Source organism: bacterium (Candidatus Blackallbacteria) CG13_big_fil_rev_8_21_14_2_50_49_14 (assembly GCA_002783405.1).
Lineage (GTDB): Bacteria > Cyanobacteriota > Sericytochromatia > UBA7694 > UBA7694.
On the sequence record PFGG01000040.1, the window covers coordinates 56,610 to 76,806 of the forward strand.

The window sequence follows — 20,197 nt, forward strand, 5'->3', positions numbered from 1 at the left end:
CTATCCCATTCTTGAACCCCTTCAAGAAGTGCGTCAACCCAAGTAGTTAAGCTAGAGGAAATGAGAAGATGGTACAAGGTTTTCCCGCTCCCTATGATCCTGTTTTAAATCCGCCTTCAGTCCCTTTGACAGCCCCGCCCACCCGTTCAGCGCCTGGGCTTCCCAGCCCCCCTCTCATTTTGGAGCTGGATCTACAGAAGTTTACCCTCGATCAGCACCAGGGCCAGCGTTTGGATATTGCCCCAATCGACGCCAATCAAGTGGATTTTGACCGTCTCAGCACCCGGATTTTGACAGAGGTTGCAAAGGTTGAAAAATTAAAACCTGAAACCACCCTTTTGATTCGGGTGGGTCAGGAAGCGATTGAAATTCCTGCTTTGCGTTTAGACAAAGCCCAGTTGATCCAAGCCCTGAAACGTCATTTTCAGGGCTTGCAAAGCCCAGGACACCAGGAATGGGCACGCGATCTACAGGCCCAGGCGGCTGAAATTCGTGTGCAATTGCGCGAAAACCCACCCGCCCCAGCCGAACATGTTTTGGGTGAAGCGGCCCAGGCCGCCTTGCAAAAGCCCAGTGCTGAAGGTTTTGCGCTTCGCAGTCTGGAAAAGGAAATCGGGCAGAAAATTCCGGTGGCCCTGCGGGAAAAATATGGTTTAAATACCGAAGCGTTGAAACACTGGCGCGAGACAGGAACGCCACCGGCAGGTCTGAAAGCCCTGCTGGCGGATTTTAATCCCCAGCAGCAGCAGCTTTTTCAACCTTTGCTCTATGCCGTGGCCTTTGGCAAAGCGGTCAACGCTGTGCGCTTGAAAGCTGGGAGTTTAAGTCCTGATGCGGCCAAGGTGGCCAATCAGGAGCTGGACACCATGAAAAGTCAGGCCAGTCAAAAATGGGAGCAGTTCAATGCCGGTGCCGTGCGTGATACGCGCAAACTGGCTGAGCGGGCTTTTTCTGACTGGAAAGCAGCCGATCAGACCGTTCAGGCTCTGCAGGGCAAAGCCAACCCCAGTGCTGCCGATTTGCAGGCTTTGGCAGAGGCCCGTCAAAAAGCCGACAAGCTCAAACAAGAGGCCCAGTCCGTGCAACAGAAGGCCTTGGAAACAGCTCATGCCATGAAAGAAGTGCGGGTGCACCGGGTCGAAGTGAGTGGGGGGAACCAGGCCCCTGAAGGCATGCGTGAAAAAGCAGCCCATGCTCTTTTAGATGCTGCAGGAGCCGAAGCTTCCCATGTCAAACAGGAAGTTGGATTTCAGGGCGGTGTAGTGAGCGCTGACGCTTTGCCAGAGGGATTGGGAACCGCTCAAACCTTGGTGGAGCAAGCCGATACGCTCTTGCCTGAATGGAAGGGCAAACAGGCCCTGATCGACCAGCGCACCCAGGTGCTTCAGGCGCAGCGTGAAGTCTTGAAACCTTTGCTGGATACCCTTACAAGCCAAAAACAGACAGCGGATCAGGTCGCCCGTTTACGCACTGAATTGGCAGGTCTGCCCCAACCAGCGGCATCGTTGCCTGAGCATCTGGCACGGCGCAAAGCGCTTGAGTCTCAGTTGGATGAACTGGAGTCTCAACAGACGCCTGCCTTGCGGGAAGATCCTTTGGGTTCTCCCACAACTCCGGCCGAAGTGCGTGCTTTAACGCTCTATGGGCGCAATCTGGGGCAGCTTCAAACGGGCTATGCCGCTGAAATTGCTTTGAATCAGTATGCCGGAGCCAGCCCCGCCCAAAAGGAAAAGGTGGCCCAAGCCGCACGTGCTTCCCGTGATCTACATTTAGAAGCTGCGCAGGCAGGGCAAGACAGTTTAGATGCCAGTCAGGCCAGCGCTTCAAATCGTCAGGAAAGCCGCCACTGGCAGCAGTTTGGCCGTCAGGATGTGCAGGCTCGGATTGACGCAGCTGAAGCCGAAATCGCCAAATATGCCGAAGCCAAAACACCGGGGCAGTTTCAAAAACTTTTAGATGCTCAAAAAGCCTTGGGCACCGCCATGCAGGAAATGCGGGAGGGCGATGCGAAAGTACGCTCCAGTGGGGCCAGTCCCAGTGGGAATTTCGCAAATTTGCGGGCCCAGGCTTTGGCCGAAGGTCTGGGAATAGCCCAGCCCGAGGCCCTGGCCCAGCAAGAGGAGTCCGCTGCTGTTTCAAACCATGTGATTTTGGGGCGTGTTTCCGAACCTGCTGTTTGGCTGGCTGAAAATGGCAGTTTTCTTGCCAGCAGAGGGCAACTCAATCAACAGGCTTTGGATCGGGCCCAAGCCCAGTTGGGGCTTGAAGGGCGTATCCATGCCGATGCTGAACGACGCTATGGGGATCAGAAAACCGAATTGAAAGATCTTCAGGCCCGTTTGAAAGAACTGCCTGCCGGCCCTGAGCGTACGCGTCTCTTGGAACGTCAGACAGAATTGAAAGCTGCGGTGGAAACTTTTGAAGGCGGCCCGCTGGCCCTGCCTGGGGGATCTGAATGGCTGAATCTGGCGCGGGCAGATGCTTTGTATACCGGGCCCCAGGCTGCCATTCGTGGGATTCAGGCCGCGCAGGCCGAAAATGTGGATGCTGCGCGTGATCTTTTGAAAGACGCGCCCTCTGACACGGTCCGAAACCAGGCCATTGACGCCCTTTTAGCGGCAGCGGGTACTTTGCCTCAACATACGCCCAAAGCCAGTGCTGATTGTTTAAAGTATGCCTTTGAAGCCGCTCAAACACTGCAACCCGAAGCTCGCAAGCTTTCAGAAGCTAAAATCCGTCAGGAGGCAGTCGCGCTTTACAAGAGCTATGTACAACATCCCCATGCCAGTGCTGCAGCTGAGAGCGGAGAATTGGCCCGCGTGGTAGACAGCATTGCCACGTCAGCGACCGCAGGAGAACCTTCGCGTCTGGCCTGGGAAGCGTTGCGTCAGCAGAGCAATCCGGCGGAGCTTTTCCGCCTTCACAAGGCTGAGTTGGAGCAGGCCTTGGGGGAACTGCAAGATCGGGTCTCTGAAGATATTGAAGCGGGTTTTAATCTGGCTGTAGAGCGTGGTGGTCTGGCGGTCGGCTCGGCGGCACGCATCGCCCGTGCTCTGATGCGGGACGGCGATATTGCCGGGGCGCGTCAGGTTCTGGCAGAGGCCGTGGGGCGTGAAATGGAACGGGCCAAGCAGGCCGAAGCTGATTATCTAAGCCTGCCTGCTGCCAAACAGGAACATTACCGCGCCATTCTGCGCTCTTCAGACAGCCCGGGTGAGAAACAAGCCGCGCTCGAAAAGCTGATGGGCAATTCGGTTGCGGCCAGCCGTGCCCTGCGGGTCGCTGATTCCAGCCAGACCATGCAGCGCGCGCATCTTCCGGGCTCTGATTATGACCTGGGGCGCAGTGCCCGTCAGACAGCTGAAAAATTCAATCAATACAGCAGTGGCGTGCAGGCCCAGGGGGGAGCCGAAGCTGAAAATATTGCCAAACGCAGTGCCTGGCGGCACCAGCGTGATGAGGCCTATTGGAATGACCCCAAAATTGCGGTTTTGAGTGCGGCGACTGATGAGGCGTTGATGTTTGTTGCCACCATGGGGCTTTCTACAGCCCTGTCGCTGGCGAAGGGTTCTGCGACGGGTTTGAGTCTGGCCCGGCGTGGTCTGGAGATCGGGCGTGCGACGCGTACCGCCCTGGAGGGCAACCGTGCCGGACGGGTTGTTTTATCTGTCGGTAATTTTGCGGCCCGTGGCAATCAACGCTTTGGGGCCGTTTTGGCCCGCATGGATGCGGCAGCCATGCAGGCCAGTCCTGTTTTGGGCTATGGTTTTCGTGCCAGCCGCAGTCTGGTGCGCAATATTGCAATGGAAGAGCTGCCCAAAGCAGCTTCTGAACTGGCCAAACAATATGGGGACAGTGAGGGCTGGCTGCAGTGGGCGGTTGATACCTCAAGCCGTTTTGCAGTTTCCAATTTAGGCGATATTAAAGGCCTGGAGTCACTCGCCAACAGCTCTTGGGGAGTCTTTGAAACCGCCGTGACGCAAATGGCCCTGCCCGAGTTTTATAAACATGATCCCAAGGGTTTGAAAGATGCCCAGGAGCTGACCCATTATCTTTTGATGGGCGCCCAGACCGTTCATGGCATGGCGGCGATGCACCACGATGCCAAGCGCAGTGGTCAAGTGGAGGGATCGGGACTGGCTGCAGATCTTGCCAGCCGCGCCAAACTGGACTTGGACCCTGCTGTCGAAAAGCAGGTGGTGGCAGCTGTTTCTGCTTATCAGGAGCATTTGCTGAATAATCAGGGGCTGAGTGCAGAAAAGCATCATACGCAATTGGAAGCCCAGGTTAAACAAGCTGTGGCTTTTGAGCAATTGCCCCCCGAAGCCCGTCGCGAGGTCGAACGCAGCCTGCAGGAATTTATCCGGCCCTATCAGATCCAGACGGCGGCTCAGATTGCGGGGGTGGAGAGTCTGCACCCTGAAGGCAGTACGGCAGCTGAAGTGAAGGGTAAAATCCGTGAAATGGCAGATATTCTGCAAAAACAAGGAGTCACCGCTGACCCGCATGAGGCCCAGAAAATTGCACGGGGCCAAGTAGCGGCGCAAATGGTGGGCAAAGAGTCTCTTTCTCTGGAGGCGGGCCCCGCCGCATTACAGGTTTTGGCTGAGGCCCAGGCCCAACGCTTACTGGATTTGGGCGCAGTCGATTCTCCTGCCCATGCCATGCTTTTGGTTCAGCATCAAGTCCGTCAGGCTGTGGCAGATAAAGCGGCTCTGCTGCTGGTAGACTCCCCTGAAGCCAAGGCCCAGCTTGAAAAACTGGATCAGGGACTGAAAGCACTGGATGCCCTTTCTGCTCCCTTTGTTTACAGTGCGCAGGCCCTGCCCGCAAATTTGGGCGAACAGCGACAGGCGATCCAAAAAATTGCCATGGAAGTCTTGATGTCTGCGCCAGAAGGTTCACAATACACCCAATTGCAGGCCCGAATTGAAAAGTATCTGGGCGAGCAAAAATGGTCTCCCAGCATGATTCATCAGCTCAGTCGGGAAGTCGGGACACGCCTTTTGCTCGCTTGGGGGGAACATCTTTTGCAGCAGAAGCAGATCAAGGGTGAGTTGGCTGGTTTGAGCCCGACAGCCTTGCATGATACCCATCTTGAGATTTTGAAGGGTTTGGGGCTGCCCGAGGAGCATGCCGGGCAAGTGGCCCATGACCGCCTGCTCTCGGCCATGGAAAACGCCTGGGCCGGCCAGGTTGAACAGGCAGCAGGGATCAAACCCCTGCTGCATGAGGTTTTATCGGAATTGGGCCGTCACCAACCTGTGGATCAGGCCGTACGCAGCCAAGTCGCTGAGAAGGCCGAAAAGGGCCTGCTGGCCTTGGGGGTGGAGCCTGCTCAGGCCCGTGAGTTGGCAGCCCAGATGGTCTTGGACGGCCAGGCTTACCATGATCGTTTTCAGGGCCTCGAGAGTCTGCCCCGAACCCGCAGCCTGAATGCCAGTTTGGAAGAAAGTTTGCATCTGTCTGCGGTCAAAGTGGGTGAGCACAGCTTGCCTGACTTGGATGCCCTGCGCGGATTTTTACAAACCCATACCCCTGCCCAACCCACGCCCGCAGATGATGCCGCGGTTCTGCAGCTCTATACGGCCTTGGGCGGTTGGGATCAGGTGCGTAAACTTTCAAGCTTTCTCAAACCTGAACTCTTTGGCAAATTGCATGAGGCGCGGGATCGTCAGGTTGAAGCTGCCTGGAAAAATATTGAAGCGGAAGCCGCCAAAATGGGATTGGAGCTGGCCCGGCCCTATGTGGGGCGGGGGCCAGGAGAACCCGGTTATACAGGGGTTTACGCGGATATTGACCTGGTCGTGCGCATTACGAAATCGAAAAATCCCCTTTCTGAGCCTGAAATGGCTCACCGTGAAATGCAGCTTCTCAGCTTTGCCCAGGCAGAATTGGCGGCGATTAGCCCAGCTTCAGGGCATGCACTGGATGTGAATGTCTATACCTCAGCGCATTTTCTGGCGGTGGATCAGGCCCAAGGCAAACCTGCTGAGCATGTTCCCCCAGAAGCCCTTGCGCAGCAAGCGCATCAGGGGCGTGTGATGGAGCTTTACCAATTGCGCCAGGGTTTGGGGCCTGCACATGAAATGGCATGGAAAGGTTTTGAAAAACAAGCCCTGGAACAGGCCCGCAAACAGGATGAAAAAGCCCGTGGGGCGGGCCAGCCCGCACATGCAGAGCAGGATTTGCGTTTGGCCCTGTCGGATTGCCAGACACAATGGTCACAGTACCACGATGCCGTGGACCAGGCCTATCAGGTTTTGCGCAAGGATCCCGCCCATGCGGGGCAAGCGCATGAAATTTTGCTGGAACAGGCCCAAAATCAGGTTCGGCAGGCCACGGAGCATGAACTGACAGAGTTTTTGCTGAAGAACCGTGAGGCTTTGGAGCAGGACACGCCTGCCGGTGCTTTGGCGCGGGTGGAATACGATCGTCTGCAACAGCTTGCCCGCTCCCGTGCGCCTGAAGCCTATGCCGGGAATGCGGCTGTGCTGTGGGGTTCCCGGATCAATGACAGTGAACGCCAGGGGGTGATCGACGGCTTTGCATCAGATCCCCGTGCGGCCCGTTCGGGGCGTATCAGCCACGATCAATACGTATTGCATTGGGCGGTTGAAATGGAAGGGGTCAAAGATCTCTCCTCCCGCGCCTGGAAAGCTGGCAAATACGATTTGCGAGATATTCTCTTTACCGAAGCCGCACTGTCTGGATTCAGCGAACAGCCCAACCCTGCCCATGCCGAATGGCTGAAGCAGAAAGAAAGCAATCTGACGGGCGGATTGCTGCTGGGGCCTGAGCCGCCCAAAACGCTCAAAGTCAAAAACCAGGTGGCTTTGGTTGAAAAACTGCCCAATCCTGAATATCTTTTGCATCAGGAGCGCAAGCAAAAAGACCCCGACTATCTCATTCCCAAGGAGATTCCCAAGGAAATTCCCATCAGCCGGATGGAAGCCGCGATTGATGAAGCCCGTCGTTCAGCCCAGACCCCGCTCCAGGCCGAAAAAATCTGGGTCAAGCATTTTGGCAGTCCAGAAGCCGCTGAAAAAGCGATGAATGCCTATCTGGAGGTGGTGCGCATGACGATTCTTGACAGTGCTTCCCGCCAAGTCAGCAGCCCGGCGCTTCAGCCCTAAACGCTTGAATTTCCTTGATTTTGCTTGAAATACACAAATTGAAGACCAAAATCTTTGATATGAATCAAGTCTGAGTCTGCCTGAGATCAAGCCAGCCTTGCCTTGCCAGCGAGATAATAGCAGGTGAGAATAGGAGGGTGTTTTTTATGCATAAACATTTATTTACCAAAGGATTGATTGCGCTCAGTTTATTAACTGCATGTGATTTGATTCCTGCGGGGATTTTGCCAGGTGCCTCTCCTCAACCCAGTGCAGTACCTACGGCCAGCCCTGATTCGGGTGCGGTGCTTCACCCCTCTGCCAGTCCTGAGCCGACCGCGACGCCGAGCAGCAGCGCTTCGCCTGGTTTAACAGAAGCAGGCTTGTTGCTGTATCTCGATATGGAAACTTCTCCGATTGGCTATCTGTATCAGGGAGCTGCGGTTGAAGAAAAAGGGGTAAGTGCCAGTGTGGAAGGCAAGCAAGGTGCTTCCTGGCGCTTTGATGGGCAGGGCTCCTTCTTGAAAATTCCCTTGGATATCAATCCCGATCAATATCCCCGCTTAACCTTTGCGGCCTGGGCGCGCTATGAAGGGCCCGCTGAAAGCGGAGGCCCCTTCCAGGTGATCTCACATGATGATGGCGGCTATGACCGCAGCCTGGGCATTGACTCGCGCGGTGCCGATGGGGTGGGGTGGTCCAGTTTTGCGGGCTCTGCCGCTGTACTGGGCTCTGTACCTGTTCAAAATGGGCAGTGGGTCTTTTTGGCCAGTGTCTATGATCAGCAGGCCAAAACCGTGACGCTCTATGTCAATGGCGTGCGTAAAGTCGCTGAGAATGCAGAATTGGGCAAGGGACATCCTTTCCTGTATATTGGCTCGAATCCTTCCCATGGCGAGCATTTTACAGGCTTGATTGATGAGGTGCGTGTCTATGGACGGGCTTTGAGTGCTTCTGAAATTGAAGCTTTACAAGGGGCTGCTCCTCTTGCGGCGAGCCCGCAGCCTTCTCCCTTGGCCTCTCAGGAACCCGTCAAATTCTTTGACAATGGCAATATTCTGGCTGTCTTGAATGGCGCGCCCTGTGCGCCTGTCGTGACCACCACGCGCGCTTATCTGCTGACAGAAATCAACAATTACCATTGGAACGATGCCAAAGGCCAGGCCCCTCCAGGTCAAATCGGATTGAGATCCAGTACGGGCGTCATCTATGGCCCCTGGGATGTCAGTACCCGTCCTGGCCAAGGGGGAGTACCGAATGCCTATTGGTATGCGCAACCTCAGATTGTTTTGCCAGCGGGCAGCTATACCGTGACGGATTCGCATCCTGAAAGCTGGTCGTATAATGCGGCTTCGAGCTGTTCGATGTCGTGGTTGACTGGGATTCCTCAATAGCGGTTTCGCTTAACGCAAATCAGCCCCACAGCTTGGGCATTGTCGGGGCCAGGCCCGCCCGAGTGAGGCCTGGCAGGCGGGACAACGCCAGGTTTTCCAGGCAAAAAACGTGATGCCGAGAACGCCTCCCAAGCTCAGTGGCCATGCCAGAGAGCTTGGGAGGCCCCAGATCTTGTCTGCGCCTTCGGCCAGTTGAACCAGACTGAAAGCAAAAGGCAGAATCACACCGGTGGCAATCATATTCTGGCGAAAGCGTTTCGCCATTTCAGTTCTGATCTCTGAGGGCTTCATGCCGGTTGAATTTCAGCCAGTCTGCGCTCCCGCCATTTGAGCAGGGGGCGATAGGTTTCACTCTGGCCCAGCAGGGGCAATTTATCGGCGTTAAAGAGATGCGCGACCAGGCTGATATCTGCCAGACTCAGGCTTTCTCCCACCAGATACTCCTTATCAGCTACCAGCTTTTGGGCCCGATCCAGCACTTCCTGGGCCCGATCTTCAAGTTTGGGCAGATCGGCAGGGGTCAGCCCCTGAATGCGCATATTGCGTCTCAGCATCAAAGGCACAATCTGAGGTTTGAAGCGATCCAGAGCTGCAATGCCTGTGCTGAGGTTGGGGTTCTGAATCAGAGGCAGGGGGTTGAGGTAGCTGCTCACATAGACCGGGCGGCTTAAGGCGGGTACAAAGGATTCGTCAAGCCAATCTTCCAGCAGCAGAACCTCTTCACGCAATTTGGGGTCGGCGGGCAAAAGGGCGGGTTCGGGAAATTCGGTTTCAAGATAGAGCGCAATTTGCGAAGAATCGCAGATGATCTGACCCTTGTGCTGAATATAGGGCACCTTGACCTGGCCTGAAAAACGCTTTGAAAAGGCCCGGTGCAGCAAAGGCGTGACCTCGACCGTTTGAAAGGGAATTTGTTTGTATTCGAGAATATGTCTGACTTTGACACAGTAAGGGGAATAATCAAACTGGAACAGCAGCACCGTATCGTCATCGACCACGGGAACTGAGGGGGCCAGTTTTTCCAGTTTGTTTTTGACGGCCCAGGCGCCTGCCAGGGCACCTCCGGCTAAAAACCCGAATAGTCTTGCTTTGCGCATGATTCTTTCACTCCGTACAGTTTCTGGTTGTTATTTGCTTTTGCGGGCGCAGATGCACAGGGCCTGGTTGACCAAATGCACTTCGTCTCCCTGGCGCCAGGGTTCAACGGCTGTTTCCAGGGCTTGATCATAGTGGCTTCGCTCGGCAGGGCTCATGTTTGCCAAGGCCTCTGCCAAGGGCTGTAAAAGTTGGGCCCGATCCAAAAGATAATCCTGAGCTGAGCCGCAGGGCAGCACGATGGGCACTTTTTCGAGTTGGATCTGCTCAAAACCGGCCTGGGCTAAGATCTCTTTTAATTTGTTCTGATCCGCCAGACTGAAAGGGCCTGGGGCCGGGCGGTGCAATACAAGGCCCAATTCGCGCTCTAAAACCTGGCTTGCCAATTCAATCATGGGAACTTCATCAGGTGCGCACCAGACGGCTGCAGCCAGTTTTCCCTGGGGTTTGAGCCAGCGGGCAGCATTGCGCAAGGTGCCCGCTGGGTCGCTACAGAACATCAAGCCCCAACGTGAAACCAAAGCGTCAAAAGGGGCTTCTTCACCCAAATCCAGACTTTCTGCATTCTGTACCTCAAAACGCAGGTTTTTCAGCCCTGCCTGCTCGGCCTCCGCTTGGGCCCATTCAATCATTTGTGGGGATTGATCGATCCCCAGCACAAAGCCTTCAGGCCCCAGAGCGCGTGCAAAACTCAAGGCGGGCTCTCCCATGCCTGTGGCCAGATCGAGGACACGTTGGCCGGTTTGCAATTCAGCTCTTTGAACTAAATGATCGGATACGGGCTGTGAGACAGGTTTATAACGTCCCCACCAGGCTTTCCAGCGCGGGGCCATGGCTTCCCAATGTTGACGGTTCTCGCTTTGACTCATCTTGATCTCCTTTTAGGCTTGGGGGCCTGTTTGTACAGGATTTTCCGGGTAGCTGCACCAATCACTCCACGAGCCGACATAGAGCCGGCCCTTGTGATAACCCGCTTCTTCCAAGGCGATCAGGGTGTGATTTGCACTGACCCCTGAACCGCAGTAAACGATGATTTCCTGTTCGGGCTGCAAACCCAGGGCTTCAAATTCCTGCCGCAGGGTTTCGGTCGATTTGTAGTTCCCGGCCTGCAGATTGTCTGCAAAAGGGCGGTTCAGTGCGCCGGGAATATGGCCTGCACGGGGGTCAAGCGGTTCCTGTTCACCTCGGTAGCGCTCTGAACTGCGGGCATCTACCAGAAGCGTTTGGGCACTGCGGGTTTTGACTTCTTCGATCGAAGCCAAAAGCTGAGGTTGAGAAGAAGGTCTGAAATGGCCGGGTTTTTTTTCAGGAACCTGTGTTGTCACAGGATAGCCCAAGGCTTGCCAGGCCTGCCAGCCCCCATCCAAAACCTGAACCTGTTCATGCCCCAGCCAGCGCAGCAGCCACCAGAGCCGCCCTGAAACCATGTTTTGGGCATCATCGTAGATCACCACCCGGCTGTCTTGATTCAAGCCTTTTGCCAGCAGGGTTTCCAACAATGCGCTCTGATCTGGCAGGGGGTGGCGGCCTCCGTGCTCGCTGACAGGGGAAGAGAGATCTTTTTCTAAATCGAGATAAAGTGCACCGGGAAGATGGCTGGTGGCATAGGCGCGTTGCCCTTGATCCGGGTCGGCTAAGGCAAAGCGGGTATCAAAGATCAGAATTTCAGGAGAATTCAGAATTTCGAGCAGGGTGGCGGGCTGAATCAGGTAAGACATGGCGGGCTCCAGAAACATAATGATCAGTATAACCTGTTCTGAAAGCCAGTGTGCGCTGCATTTTATCGTTTATTCTCTTGAAGTTGAAGTGGCTGAAATTGGGTCTTTGTTACAAAAACGAAACACAATCACAATCTTTTTGTGAGTATAAACACGCTCAAAGTGCAAGCTGAAGCATAGGGTACTTGCTTTATAAAACTTAAACTCATGATTGAAAGACGTATTTGCTGAAACCAGAGGAGGAAACAAGAAATGAAAAAATTACTCGCGTGGGGGGTGGCTGCGTCATGTTTGCTGGCCTGTCAAACAGGGCCTGTTCCCACCGCTCTCCAAAGTGTTCCAACAGGAAGCTTCAATGCTGCAGAGGTGCTTGTGGCAAAGCTGAAAGCCCAGGGGCAGGAGAATATTACGCTGGTGGATCTGGGCCAAGGCCGCAAAACAGGGGCCAGTTTTTCAATGACCCTGAATTTTAAGGATGCACCTGGTTTTGCCACCCAGGCTTCAACCAGTGGGGTGCCTTCGGGAGCAGGTCTGAACCAGCTGCGGGTGTATCTGCTAGAGTCTGCTGCCGCCCCAGGTGCTGGCGATATTTCTGCCTTGGTTAAGAATACGGGGGGCACTGCTGTGGCCCGTTCAGGGGTGGGTGCCCAGACTTTTGTTTTTGCCAATGTACCCGCCAATACCGCCGGCAAGAAATATTGGGTGGGTGTCAGTGCTGAGCTGAATATCACCACGGGCCCAGCGCCAGCCCCCTATACCCTGAATTTGGTAGCTACTCCCAATACCCATTTTGAGGGGACTTCTGCCAAATTGGTGGCTGTTTCAAGTGCCGGAGGGGAAGGTGCAGGTCAGGTTTTTGTTGATGCCAATTACCAGGTCAGCAATACCACGGCTTTGAGTCTGTCGATGACCCTCAAAAATGAAACCGGGGCTACGATTGATTCTGCGGTCACGGTCAATAACGGTACCACAGGTATCGGCGCCATTTCAGCCTCATAAATGACAAGGAGAAAAACCATGAAAAGATTTACAAAATTCAGTTTATCTGGGGTGGGCCTGGCGCTTTTGCTGATGGCCTGTACCCCCGGAAATACCCCGACCGTTTCACTGGAAGGGCTCAAATTTGCAGAGCTTTCACCGCTGGCCCAAAGCGCAGTCAATGCGGCCCAGGCCCAAGGCCAGAAAGACATTACGGTTCTGGATGTGGGTCATGGTCAAAAAACAGGTGCGGCTTTCAGTGTCTCGCTTCATTTTCAAGAAGGCAAAGGCAGTTTTTCGACCCAGGCTTCAAGCAGTGGGATTCCCGCCAGTACTTCAGCCAATAAGGTCGAAGTTTATCTGATGGAGTTTGATGGGGCACCCCCCAGTTCTGGCGCTTTGCCTACCACGGCTCCAGCCTTGAAACACAGTCAGGTTTTTGCCAAAAATCTGGTGGGGGGCGCGCAGACCTTTGTGTTTAGCAATGTGCCTGCCAGTGGCAATGCCACCAGCAAGTTTTACGTGGCTGCCCGTCTGATCTACGACAATCCCACACCGGCCTATCTGCTCAATCTGGTCAAACCCGCTTCAACCCCCATCACTCTGGCTTTGGGGGCCAATGGGCCGATTGTTTTGAGCAATGGCGGAGGCAGTGGCAATTCGGGCGGGGTTTTTGTCGACCCCCGTTATCAGATTGCGGCTGCAGACAATGCCCAACTCACCATGACCATGCAATTGGATGATGAAAAGGGTGCGTCGATTGATTCCAAAGTCACAGTCACCGATGGCACGACCGGTATTGGTGCCATCGGTGTGACTTCTCCCTAAGGCGGCCCCTATGCGCACAAGACACTTTCTCACTGGGTTGATCACGCTGAGTTGTGGGCTTTTGAGCGCCTGTCAGTTTTTCAGTGCCAATCAATCCTTAGAAGGTGTCTTGAGCCTGGCTGTTGAATTTCCCCCTCCGGGCACTTTTCATACCCAGAATATTTTGCCCGAAACCCGTGCGATTTACGTGATGGTACATGGCAAGGGCTTGCCCCTTGATAAACCTGCTTTCTGGGGCCCTTTGACCCGTTTGAACCCCCGTATGATGGTCAAAGGGGTTCCGATTGGGCCTCAAAACGTGGTGGTCGCAGCCTATGATCAGCAACGCCGTTTGATTTCTGCGGCCCATGAGGAAGTGATTGTGCAGGGGGGGGTGAGAACAGCCCTTACTGCTGATCTTCAGCCTGAACCCGCCTCTCATTTGAGTGCAGAAGAATTGAGAGCCCTGAGTCTGCTTCAACCCGAGATTCCGCCTGAGCCCTGTGGCTTTGCAACCCAAAGCTTGCAGTTTACCCTTGATTTTCAAGCTTTCCAGACCCAGCTGATCAAACCTGAAACCCAAGCGGTCTATCTGGTGGTCTATGGCACGGGCTTGCCGCTTGAAAAGCCCGCTGTTTTTGGGCCCTTAAGCCCTGCAAATCCCCATGTGACAGCCTCTCAATTGCCTGTGGGAGCCCAGGTCGTGATGACCGTGGCTGTCGATGCTGCCGGAAAATTTCTAACAGGCGCGCGTCAGGAAGTCGAAATCAAAGCCAATCAACGCCTTGCTTTGAACCAGGAGTTGCGGGAAGGTTTTGAGGGGGATTTAAAACCTGAGGAACTTGATTTTCTTAAAAAGTTGACCTTGCCTCAATTGCAAAAATTGGCCGAATTGACGGTTGAAATACCTCAACCGGTCTGCCCTACACCCTCACCTGTCGCAACACCCAGTGTTTTGGCTTCTCCTTTGCCGCGGATCACACCGAGCCCTGAGCCCACGCCTACTCCCTTGCCAACGCCTACCCCAACCCCCTTGCCGACTCCTGTGCCGACACCGCTTGCTTCACCTGCCCTGGCGGCCAGCAATCCCTCTTCTTCGTCCTCGTCATCTTCTTCTGGCCCTGTGCAACCTACCCCTACACCGACCCCGACAGGCGCCAATTTAAATCTTGATCTTACGATAAACAATGGGACGGTGGGAATTCCACCGGTAACGGCCTTTTAAGTATGAAAAAGGTGTTTTTTCTTTGCTTGATAATGCTCTTCTCTGCTTGTCAGGGGATAGCGTCTGATGTGGAATATTTTGGCTCCGAAAATACGCGCGTGATTCCCCTTTTGCCCGAAAAAATTGCACCGGTCACGGCGTCTGTTTTTCAGGTCAGCCCCAACCCCAACCATCGGGGGGCCTTGCGGGTCATGATCGGTTCAGCCTCGGGATTTCAGGTTCAAAAAACACAGGCCCAGGTTCAGAATATCAAGCTCTATCTGCTCAGCAGTAATTCAGGGCTTCAAAGCCCGATCTATGCTTCGCCTTTGATTGCCAAAACAGCAGCGACACAGGTTTTTACCTTTCAAAACATTGACAGTGGCAGTTATTATGTGGCGGCTTCGGCCTACGATTTCGGTGGGGTTAATATCACAGACAGCCAGAGCCCTGACAACCTTCAGGTCACAGATGGGGGTGTTCAGAATGCCTATGTTTCCAGTGGGGGGGGCGAGAGTGCCTTTCCTGGACGGGTGACCGTAACGGCGCTGACGCATGCCCTCGCCGATCCTCCCACTTTGAGTATCAATTTAAGGTTGGTAGCTGGGCCATGAAATGGATCTCATTCTGTTGTGTTCTATTGTTTTGTCTGAGCAGTGGCTGTATGCAAAGGTCTGCTGAACCCTTGGCTGTTTTACCCCAGGTGCCTCTTGAACGCTATGTGATAGATTTGGGCAGCTCAGAAAGCAGGGCTTCGTTCTCTGTGCGGATTGAACCCGCGCAAAGCTTTCAGATCCAGGCTTCAAAAAGTGGATACCCAGCCAATAATTGGGGCCAAATTCTCAGTTTGCGGGTATTTCTAGTCAATGCTGCCAGTCTTCCTGCGCCAGGGGTACTGAATCCTGTGGGCGGTAATGTTTATACCGTTGCTGGCAGTTTTTCCAGTGCGAGCAAGGATATTTCCTTTCACAATGTGCCGCCAGGCTCCTATTACGTCGCTGCCGCAGCCTATCTCACCAGTACGGGCCCTTATAATGCGGGCAGCAATATCACCCAGGCCGGTTCGTATACGTATTCAGAAGGCAATCTGGCCTTGTCCAATGGAGGCGGTCTTGGCGGAGCAGATGCAGGGCGAGTCGTGATCGATGCGCAGAATCAAATCAATGGCAATGCACAATTGCAAATTCCCTTGGCTTTAAGATCTGAAACTGGGGCGCAAATTGAAACCCAGATCAGTTTGATTGATAATCCCTAATAATCATTATTTATACTTATATTTTAGTTCTTTGTTTCAGTTTTTGAGATTGTGTTGATATTTTCAGATTTGAAGAGGGTATATAGACTAAAGAAACTTTATTGTGACTTTTACTGGGGGACTCAAGTCAGAATTAAGTGTTGAGAGAAAGGTTTATTAGTTATGAGCACGGTCAATGGAAACGTATCAGGTCTGAACTCAGACGTATATTCAACACTTCAGCGAATCCGTTCCAACAATAGCGGCCCTTTAACAGCACAAGATGCCCAGGAACTCAAACAGGCGATTGAAAAAGGGGGCCTTGACGATCAGGAAAAAGATCTGATTCAGGAATTGTTGACTGAGCACAACAAGGTGCAGGTCTATGGTGAGGATGCTTCCTTTGGCCCCAATGGTTTAAGTTTTGAAGGGGTTAGCCCAGAAGCGCGGCAAATTCTTGAGGACGTGGGGCATGTTGAACGCCTAGAAAACCCCGAGACTCCAGAGGGAGAACATGGGGCACCGGGAGAAGTCTCTCTGAATGAGCTGTTGCACAAGGCCGAGCACAGTGAGAATGAACATGATTTTGCGGTCTATGCCGAGGAAATCTTACATGCCAAATTTGGCTTGAAAAACGAACATGCGGGTGCGATTGCCAAAAATTTGTTTGTGGCCTTTCACGATCCCGACCCCGTTAAAAAAGCCCGTGCGATTGCTGAAACGATTGTACATCTCAATGAAACTCCCAAGGGCAAAGAGGCCATTACCCGTTTGACGGCCCCACTGATTCAGAAATTGCCAGCTGATTCCCCCATGCGCAAAATTTTGACCAAGCTTTTTTCTGATAAGAGCGCCTCTGACAGCCGGATTCGTTTTTTGGCAACGGTGATGGATGGCAAATTCGAAGGCTTAAAAGATATCCGTGCGACCTATGAACTGCTCAATGATTTTGGCCCTGAAATCAAGGCGTTGCTACCTGAGAATGTCAAGGATCATATTGAACGTTTGGAAACCCTGTTTGGCGCGAAAATGGGAGAGCATGTCAAAGATATTCTCAAAAATGTTTTGCCCATGGGTGAAAATTCGGATTTTGTACGCGCCACGATGAAGTTTATTACAGGAGATGGGGTCAACAAAGTCAGTGCTGGCATTGATTTCCTGAACTCCGTAGGCAAGCGGATTGTGGGGGCCGACAATGAAACCCTCAAGGCGATTTATGGATTTTTAAAAGTGGATGGCCGTACTGGAGATGCGCTCCGCCATTTGCTCAACCCCCATGCGCCTGTGCAATTGCGGGCTGAAGCGCTTGAGCATCTGGCGCATACTTTTCATGAACGCTTGGACAAGGTCATGGAACATTTTGGTGTGGAGCACGGTGACGATGTGCTGAAGCATGCCCATGAACCAGCTCCTGAAACCGGCAAAACCGGAGATGCTCATCCCACGGAAGAACCGCATTCCACGACAGATGCCCCTGATACCCCCAAAACCACAGGGGCTGATGAGCTTGCGACGGCAGAGGGCAAAGCGGCTGAAGAAGCCCTCAAACGTGAAACCCAAGTGGCAGAAACCGCTAAAAAACTGGGTTTGAATCCAGAAAGCGAAGCGGCACTGGCTAAAATTTTCTCTGATCCCAAAATGGACGAGAAAGCCTTCCAAGAAGGCATGCAAATGCTTGAGAAAATGGGCGCAGAAGAGGCCCAAGCCGCCTTTAAAGTGCTTCAACATATGGAACCCGATATCGCCCGCCGGATTTTTACCAATGGCCAATTGGGTGAAAAAGCACTTCAGGGCATGATGAAGATGATGCCCGCCCTGGAGCGTATGGGCATGTCGATGCTGGAAGTAGCCCCCAAACTGGCCAAGGGCTTGGGCAAAATCTTGCCTGTGGCAGGTGCTGTGGTTTCAGGCTATGATGCGGTTCGTTTGGGCAGCATTGCGGCGACTGGCAAAGATTTAAGCGGCAAAGAATACAAAGACCCTGATGTGCGGGCCTTGGCTTTGCTGGGAGCGGGTGCCAATGGGCTGGATACCGCTTTGGCCGTGCTTGAAGCGACAGGTGTTGGCAATGTTGATCTGCCTGTGCAATTGGGGCTGGCGGGTGTAGAAGTAGCGATCGATCTGATGGTGGAATACTATAATGAACACCCTGAAAAAATGCCCCAGGAACTGCGTTTGGGAATTAAGGCTGCGGCTTTGGGCGTTGCCGTGGGCGCACCCTTTGTAATGCCTCCGGCAGGCTTGGCGGCTACGGCTGCGGTTGCCAATATTTATGGCTTAGACGGAACGATCGATATCGCCAATGAACTGACACGCCTAACTGGCGAAACCGCTCTCAAAGGCATTGATAAACTGACTGAACTGCATGCCAAGGCCATGGATCGTGGGTTGGAAGGCCTGACCGATGGCCTCAATGGCCTGGCTGACGTGATTCGCAACCCCGAAAAATACGCGCAACAGATGGGTAAATCGGTTGAAGAGGTGATGGGGCAAGCCTATGACCTACTCAAGAAAAAAGCCGGAGAAGGTATTGAGGCTGCCAAGCAGGTCTATGGCGTGCTCAAAGATATTGCCACGAACCCTGGCGCATATGCCCAAAAGGCTGTGGATTTTGCTGTGGAAACGGGCATTAAATTGGGCAATGACGTGGCCTATGCTGCGGGCGCTGCTGTGGGTTTTGTAAAAGACATGGCGGTAAAAGGGGCTGTGGCCTTTGGCGAGGGGGTCAAAGCCCTCTATGACCTGGGGGCCGATGGCGTGAAAGCTGCCAAAGATTTGATTGGATCGGCTTTGCGCAAAGGCGGACAAGTGGCCCAAGATGCCTTGGCTTTTGCCCGTGACGTGGTCAATAACCCTGCCAAATATGGTGAAATGGCAGGCGAAATGGCGGCCCAGGCAGCTGCAGCTCTACGAGATGCCGTCAAAGCCGGAATTGCCAAAGCCGGAGATGCACTGGTCGCCCTCAAGGATATGGCCGTCAATGGCGTGGAAAGCGCGGTTCAGGGCATGAAGGACATTGTCTCAGCGGGGGGCGCGATGGCGGCCAAAGCTTTGACGTATATCAGCGAAGTGCCAGAGAAGGTGGCGCATGCCATTGGCGAGGGCTTGCAAGCCGCTTATCGGGCGGGCAAAGCCACGGTGGATATGGCCAAATGGGTCGCCCAGAATCCCCAGGCTGCTTTGCAGAAACTGGGTACTGCCGGTCAACAGGTTTTAACCTCCACCCGAGACTTTCTGATAGACACCGCCAAATCTGCCGGTAAAGGGGCTGCCGATGCTCTGAAATACCTTGAAGGACTTTACGATCGCACCGGTGCTGCTTTGGGGCGTTTTGGCGATACCCTGGTGGATCTGATGAAACAGGGCGTAAATGTGGGCAAGGATATGGTCGGACGTTATTGGGACGTGATCAAAAAGCGTGGCCCCGAGCTGATCTCGGCACTTGGCAATTTGGGCAAAGCCGGTATTGATCTGATGACCAAAATTGGCCAATGGCAGACAGATGCCGCCAAATGGGTGGTGGATGGTCTTTCCAATGCGGTCAGTACAGCAGGTTCTGCCGTGAAAAGTTATGCTTTGCAAAAATTAAACGAAATCGGTGCGACCGATGCGATTGTGAAACTGGTGAACCAGGGCAAAGCTACGCTTTCAGATCTTAAAAAGATGGGCAGCCAGGCGATTGAGGCGATTAAGAAATATGGAAATCCCGAAGCCTTGGGGCAATTGCTCAATGCGGGCATGGTCAAGGCCAGCGATATGATTTCTTCGCTGATGAGCCAAGGTGCCGATGGCATTCGCAAATTGGTTGAAACGACCCAACACTATGGGGGGTTGGCCAAAGAATTTATTGGCAAGCTCATGGCCGAAATGGGCTCAGCTTGGGATCAAAGCAGTATCACCAATGGTTATGCGCCTTTGCGCCATGTCATTGGCAAATACCTCGATCAGGCGGCGGCAGCAGGGGGCGAGGCTGTGGCCTGGATGAAGCAACAATTGGTTTCGGCCCTGGATACGATGGACAAAAATATGGAACGGGCCCAAGCGGGCAATTGGGTCGTGGTTTCGATTCCTGACTCGATTATCAATGCTTTGAGGTAAACAGGGAGATGTTGACGGAAGAAGATCCTTTTCCGCTGGCTGAGGGGCCGGTCGAATCGGTTGAACCCTTTGTGAATCCCCCTGTGGATTCAGGCTATCACCCGCCGCCACTTGAGCCCGTGCCCTTTGTCGATCCCTTTGCTGGGCTTGTGCATTCAGCGGAAAAAGAAATTTCTGAACTTTTTGCCAAAATTCATGTTTTTCCTTGGCAGTTGGTTCAGAGTGCGCACAAAAAATTGATGTCGATGCCCAGTGGGCATCCTTTGAAGCCAGCGCAACGTCGTCTGCTTGAGGCCTGTTTAAATCCAAAAGCCGATGCTTTGGCGTTTTTAAAGGACTGTAGCCTGGACGATTTGGGGGGCCTGGCCCAGGCCCTGCAAGAGTTGGGTCGGCGTAAAATGCCAATGAACCCCAGTCCTCAACTTTTACAGGAGCAGCAGGCTTTGCAGTATTTGTATCAGATTATCGAGGCGGAATGTCTTGCCCGTAATCTGTAAGCGGATTTTCAAGCAAGATTTTAAAATGCTATCGGATAATAACAAGAGACTTTAAAG

General features: G+C 53.6%; 14 protein-coding genes. 8 read left to right on the forward strand and 6 right to left on the reverse strand.

All coding sequences use genetic code 11. The annotated features are described in order from the left end of the window. Nucleotides 1-68: 68 nt before the first annotated feature. Both COW20_09195 and COW20_09200 read left to right on the forward strand, forming a co-directional pair. On the forward strand, nt 69-7,136 hold the full coding sequence (locus COW20_09195; protein ID PIW48532.1) for a hypothetical protein: 7,068 nt from the start codon (nt 69-71) through the stop codon (nt 7,134-7,136). Between the two features lie 146 nt (nt 7,137-7,282). Further along, nucleotides 7,283-8,509 carry a hypothetical protein gene (locus COW20_09200; GenBank protein PIW48533.1) on the forward strand — a complete coding sequence of 409 codons (1,227 nt, stop codon included), beginning with the start codon at nt 7,283-7,285 and terminating at the stop codon, nt 8,507-8,509. Between the two features lie 9 nt (nt 8,510-8,518). On the opposite strand, the gene COW20_09205 is transcribed toward COW20_09200, so the two are convergent. Genes COW20_09205 through COW20_09220 form a run of 4 tightly spaced genes read right to left on the reverse strand, consistent with a single transcriptional unit; the run spans nt 8,519 to nt 11,322 of the window. Then, nucleotides 8,519-8,800 (reverse strand): hypothetical protein, encoded by a 282-nt coding sequence (locus tag COW20_09205; GenBank protein PIW48534.1) that lies wholly within the window; start codon nt 8,798-8,800, stop codon nt 8,519-8,521. Further along, on the reverse strand, nt 8,797-9,606 hold the full coding sequence (locus COW20_09210; protein ID PIW48535.1) for a hypothetical protein: 810 nt from the start codon (nt 9,604-9,606) through the stop codon (nt 8,797-8,799). The genes COW20_09205 and COW20_09210 overlap by 4 nt, the downstream gene beginning before the upstream one ends. Nucleotides 9,607-9,636: 30 nt before the next feature. After that, entirely contained in the window at nt 9,637-10,473 is an 837-nt protein-coding gene (locus COW20_09215) for a class I SAM-dependent methyltransferase (protein PIW48536.1), read from the reverse strand. 12 nt (nt 10,474-10,485) lie between these two features. After that, nucleotides 10,486-11,322 carry a sulfurtransferase gene (locus tag COW20_09220; protein PIW48537.1) on the reverse strand — a complete coding sequence of 279 codons (837 nt, stop codon included), beginning with the start codon at nt 11,320-11,322 and terminating at the stop codon, nt 10,486-10,488. A gap of 252 nt (nt 11,323-11,574) precedes the next feature. Between COW20_09220 and COW20_09225 the strand changes: the two genes are divergently transcribed. After that, a complete protein-coding gene (locus COW20_09225; GenBank protein PIW48538.1) occupies nt 11,575-12,321 on the forward strand; it encodes a hypothetical protein in 747 nt (248 codons plus the stop codon). An 18-nt stretch (nt 12,322-12,339) separates the two neighbouring features. Beyond that, nucleotides 12,340-13,128 carry a hypothetical protein gene (locus COW20_09230; protein PIW48539.1) on the forward strand — a complete coding sequence of 263 codons (789 nt, stop codon included), beginning with the start codon at nt 12,340-12,342 and terminating at the stop codon, nt 13,126-13,128. 97 nt (nt 13,129-13,225) lie between these two features. On the opposite strand, the gene COW20_09235 is transcribed toward COW20_09230, so the two are convergent. After that, nucleotides 13,226-13,690: a hypothetical protein gene (locus tag COW20_09235; GenBank protein ID PIW48540.1), complete on the reverse strand. Its 465-nt coding sequence runs from the start codon at nt 13,688-13,690 to the stop codon at nt 13,226-13,228. A 326-nt stretch (nt 13,691-14,016) separates the two neighbouring features. Next, nucleotides 14,017-14,295: a hypothetical protein gene (locus COW20_09240; GenBank protein PIW48541.1), complete on the reverse strand. Its 279-nt coding sequence runs from the start codon at nt 14,293-14,295 to the stop codon at nt 14,017-14,019. Nucleotides 14,296-14,400: 105 nt separating this feature from the next. Between COW20_09240 and COW20_09245 the strand changes: the two genes are divergently transcribed. The 4 genes from COW20_09245 to COW20_09260 all read left to right on the forward strand — a co-directional run bounded on the left by COW20_09245 (nt 14,401) and on the right by COW20_09260 (nt 20,140). Then, entirely contained in the window at nt 14,401-14,925 is a 525-nt protein-coding gene (locus COW20_09245; GenBank protein PIW48542.1) for a hypothetical protein, read from the forward strand. Between the two features lie 50 nt (nt 14,926-14,975). Then, nucleotides 14,976-15,566: a hypothetical protein gene (locus COW20_09250; GenBank protein PIW48543.1), complete on the forward strand. Its 591-nt coding sequence runs from the start codon at nt 14,976-14,978 to the stop codon at nt 15,564-15,566. 162 nt (nt 15,567-15,728) lie between these two features. Beyond that, nucleotides 15,729-19,643, forward strand: a complete 3,915-nt coding sequence (locus COW20_09255) for a hypothetical protein (protein ID PIW48544.1) — start codon at nt 15,729-15,731, stop codon at nt 19,641-19,643. Nucleotides 19,644-19,651: 8 nt separating this feature from the next. Beyond that, the gene (locus tag COW20_09260; protein ID PIW48545.1) at nt 19,652-20,140 is read left to right on the forward strand and encodes a hypothetical protein; all 489 of its coding nucleotides are present in this window, start codon (nt 19,652-19,654) and stop codon (nt 20,138-20,140) included. Nucleotides 20,141-20,197 lie beyond the last annotated feature (57 nt).

Excerpts from the sequence above, each read along its gene's own strand:
- COW20_09255 (PIW48544.1), top strand. The coding sequence starts at position 15,729 with ATGAGCACGGTCAATGGAAACGTATCAGGTCTGAACTCAGACGTATAT.
- COW20_09195 (PIW48532.1), top strand. The coding sequence starts at position 69 with ATGGTACAAGGTTTTCCCGCTCCCTATGATCCTGTTTTAAATCCGCCT.
- COW20_09220 (PIW48537.1), bottom strand. The coding sequence starts at position 11,322 with ATGTCTTACCTGATTCAGCCCGCCACCCTGCTCGAAATTCTGAATTCT.
- COW20_09210 (PIW48535.1), bottom strand. The coding sequence starts at position 9,606 with ATGCGCAAAGCAAGACTATTCGGGTTTTTAGCCGGAGGTGCCCTGGCA.
- COW20_09200 (PIW48533.1), top strand. The coding sequence starts at position 7,283 with ATGCATAAACATTTATTTACCAAAGGATTGATTGCGCTCAGTTTATTA.
- COW20_09250 (PIW48543.1), top strand. The coding sequence starts at position 14,976 with ATGCAAAGGTCTGCTGAACCCTTGGCTGTTTTACCCCAGGTGCCTCTT.
- COW20_09230 (PIW48539.1), top strand. The coding sequence starts at position 12,340 with ATGAAAAGATTTACAAAATTCAGTTTATCTGGGGTGGGCCTGGCGCTT.
- COW20_09215 (PIW48536.1), bottom strand. The coding sequence starts at position 10,473 with ATGAGTCAAAGCGAGAACCGTCAACATTGGGAAGCCATGGCCCCGCGC.
- COW20_09205 (PIW48534.1), bottom strand. The coding sequence starts at position 8,800 with ATGAAGCCCTCAGAGATCAGAACTGAAATGGCGAAACGCTTTCGCCAG.
- COW20_09225 (PIW48538.1), top strand. The coding sequence starts at position 11,575 with ATGAAAAAATTACTCGCGTGGGGGGTGGCTGCGTCATGTTTGCTGGCC.
- COW20_09260 (PIW48545.1), top strand. The coding sequence starts at position 19,652 with ATGTTGACGGAAGAAGATCCTTTTCCGCTGGCTGAGGGGCCGGTCGAA.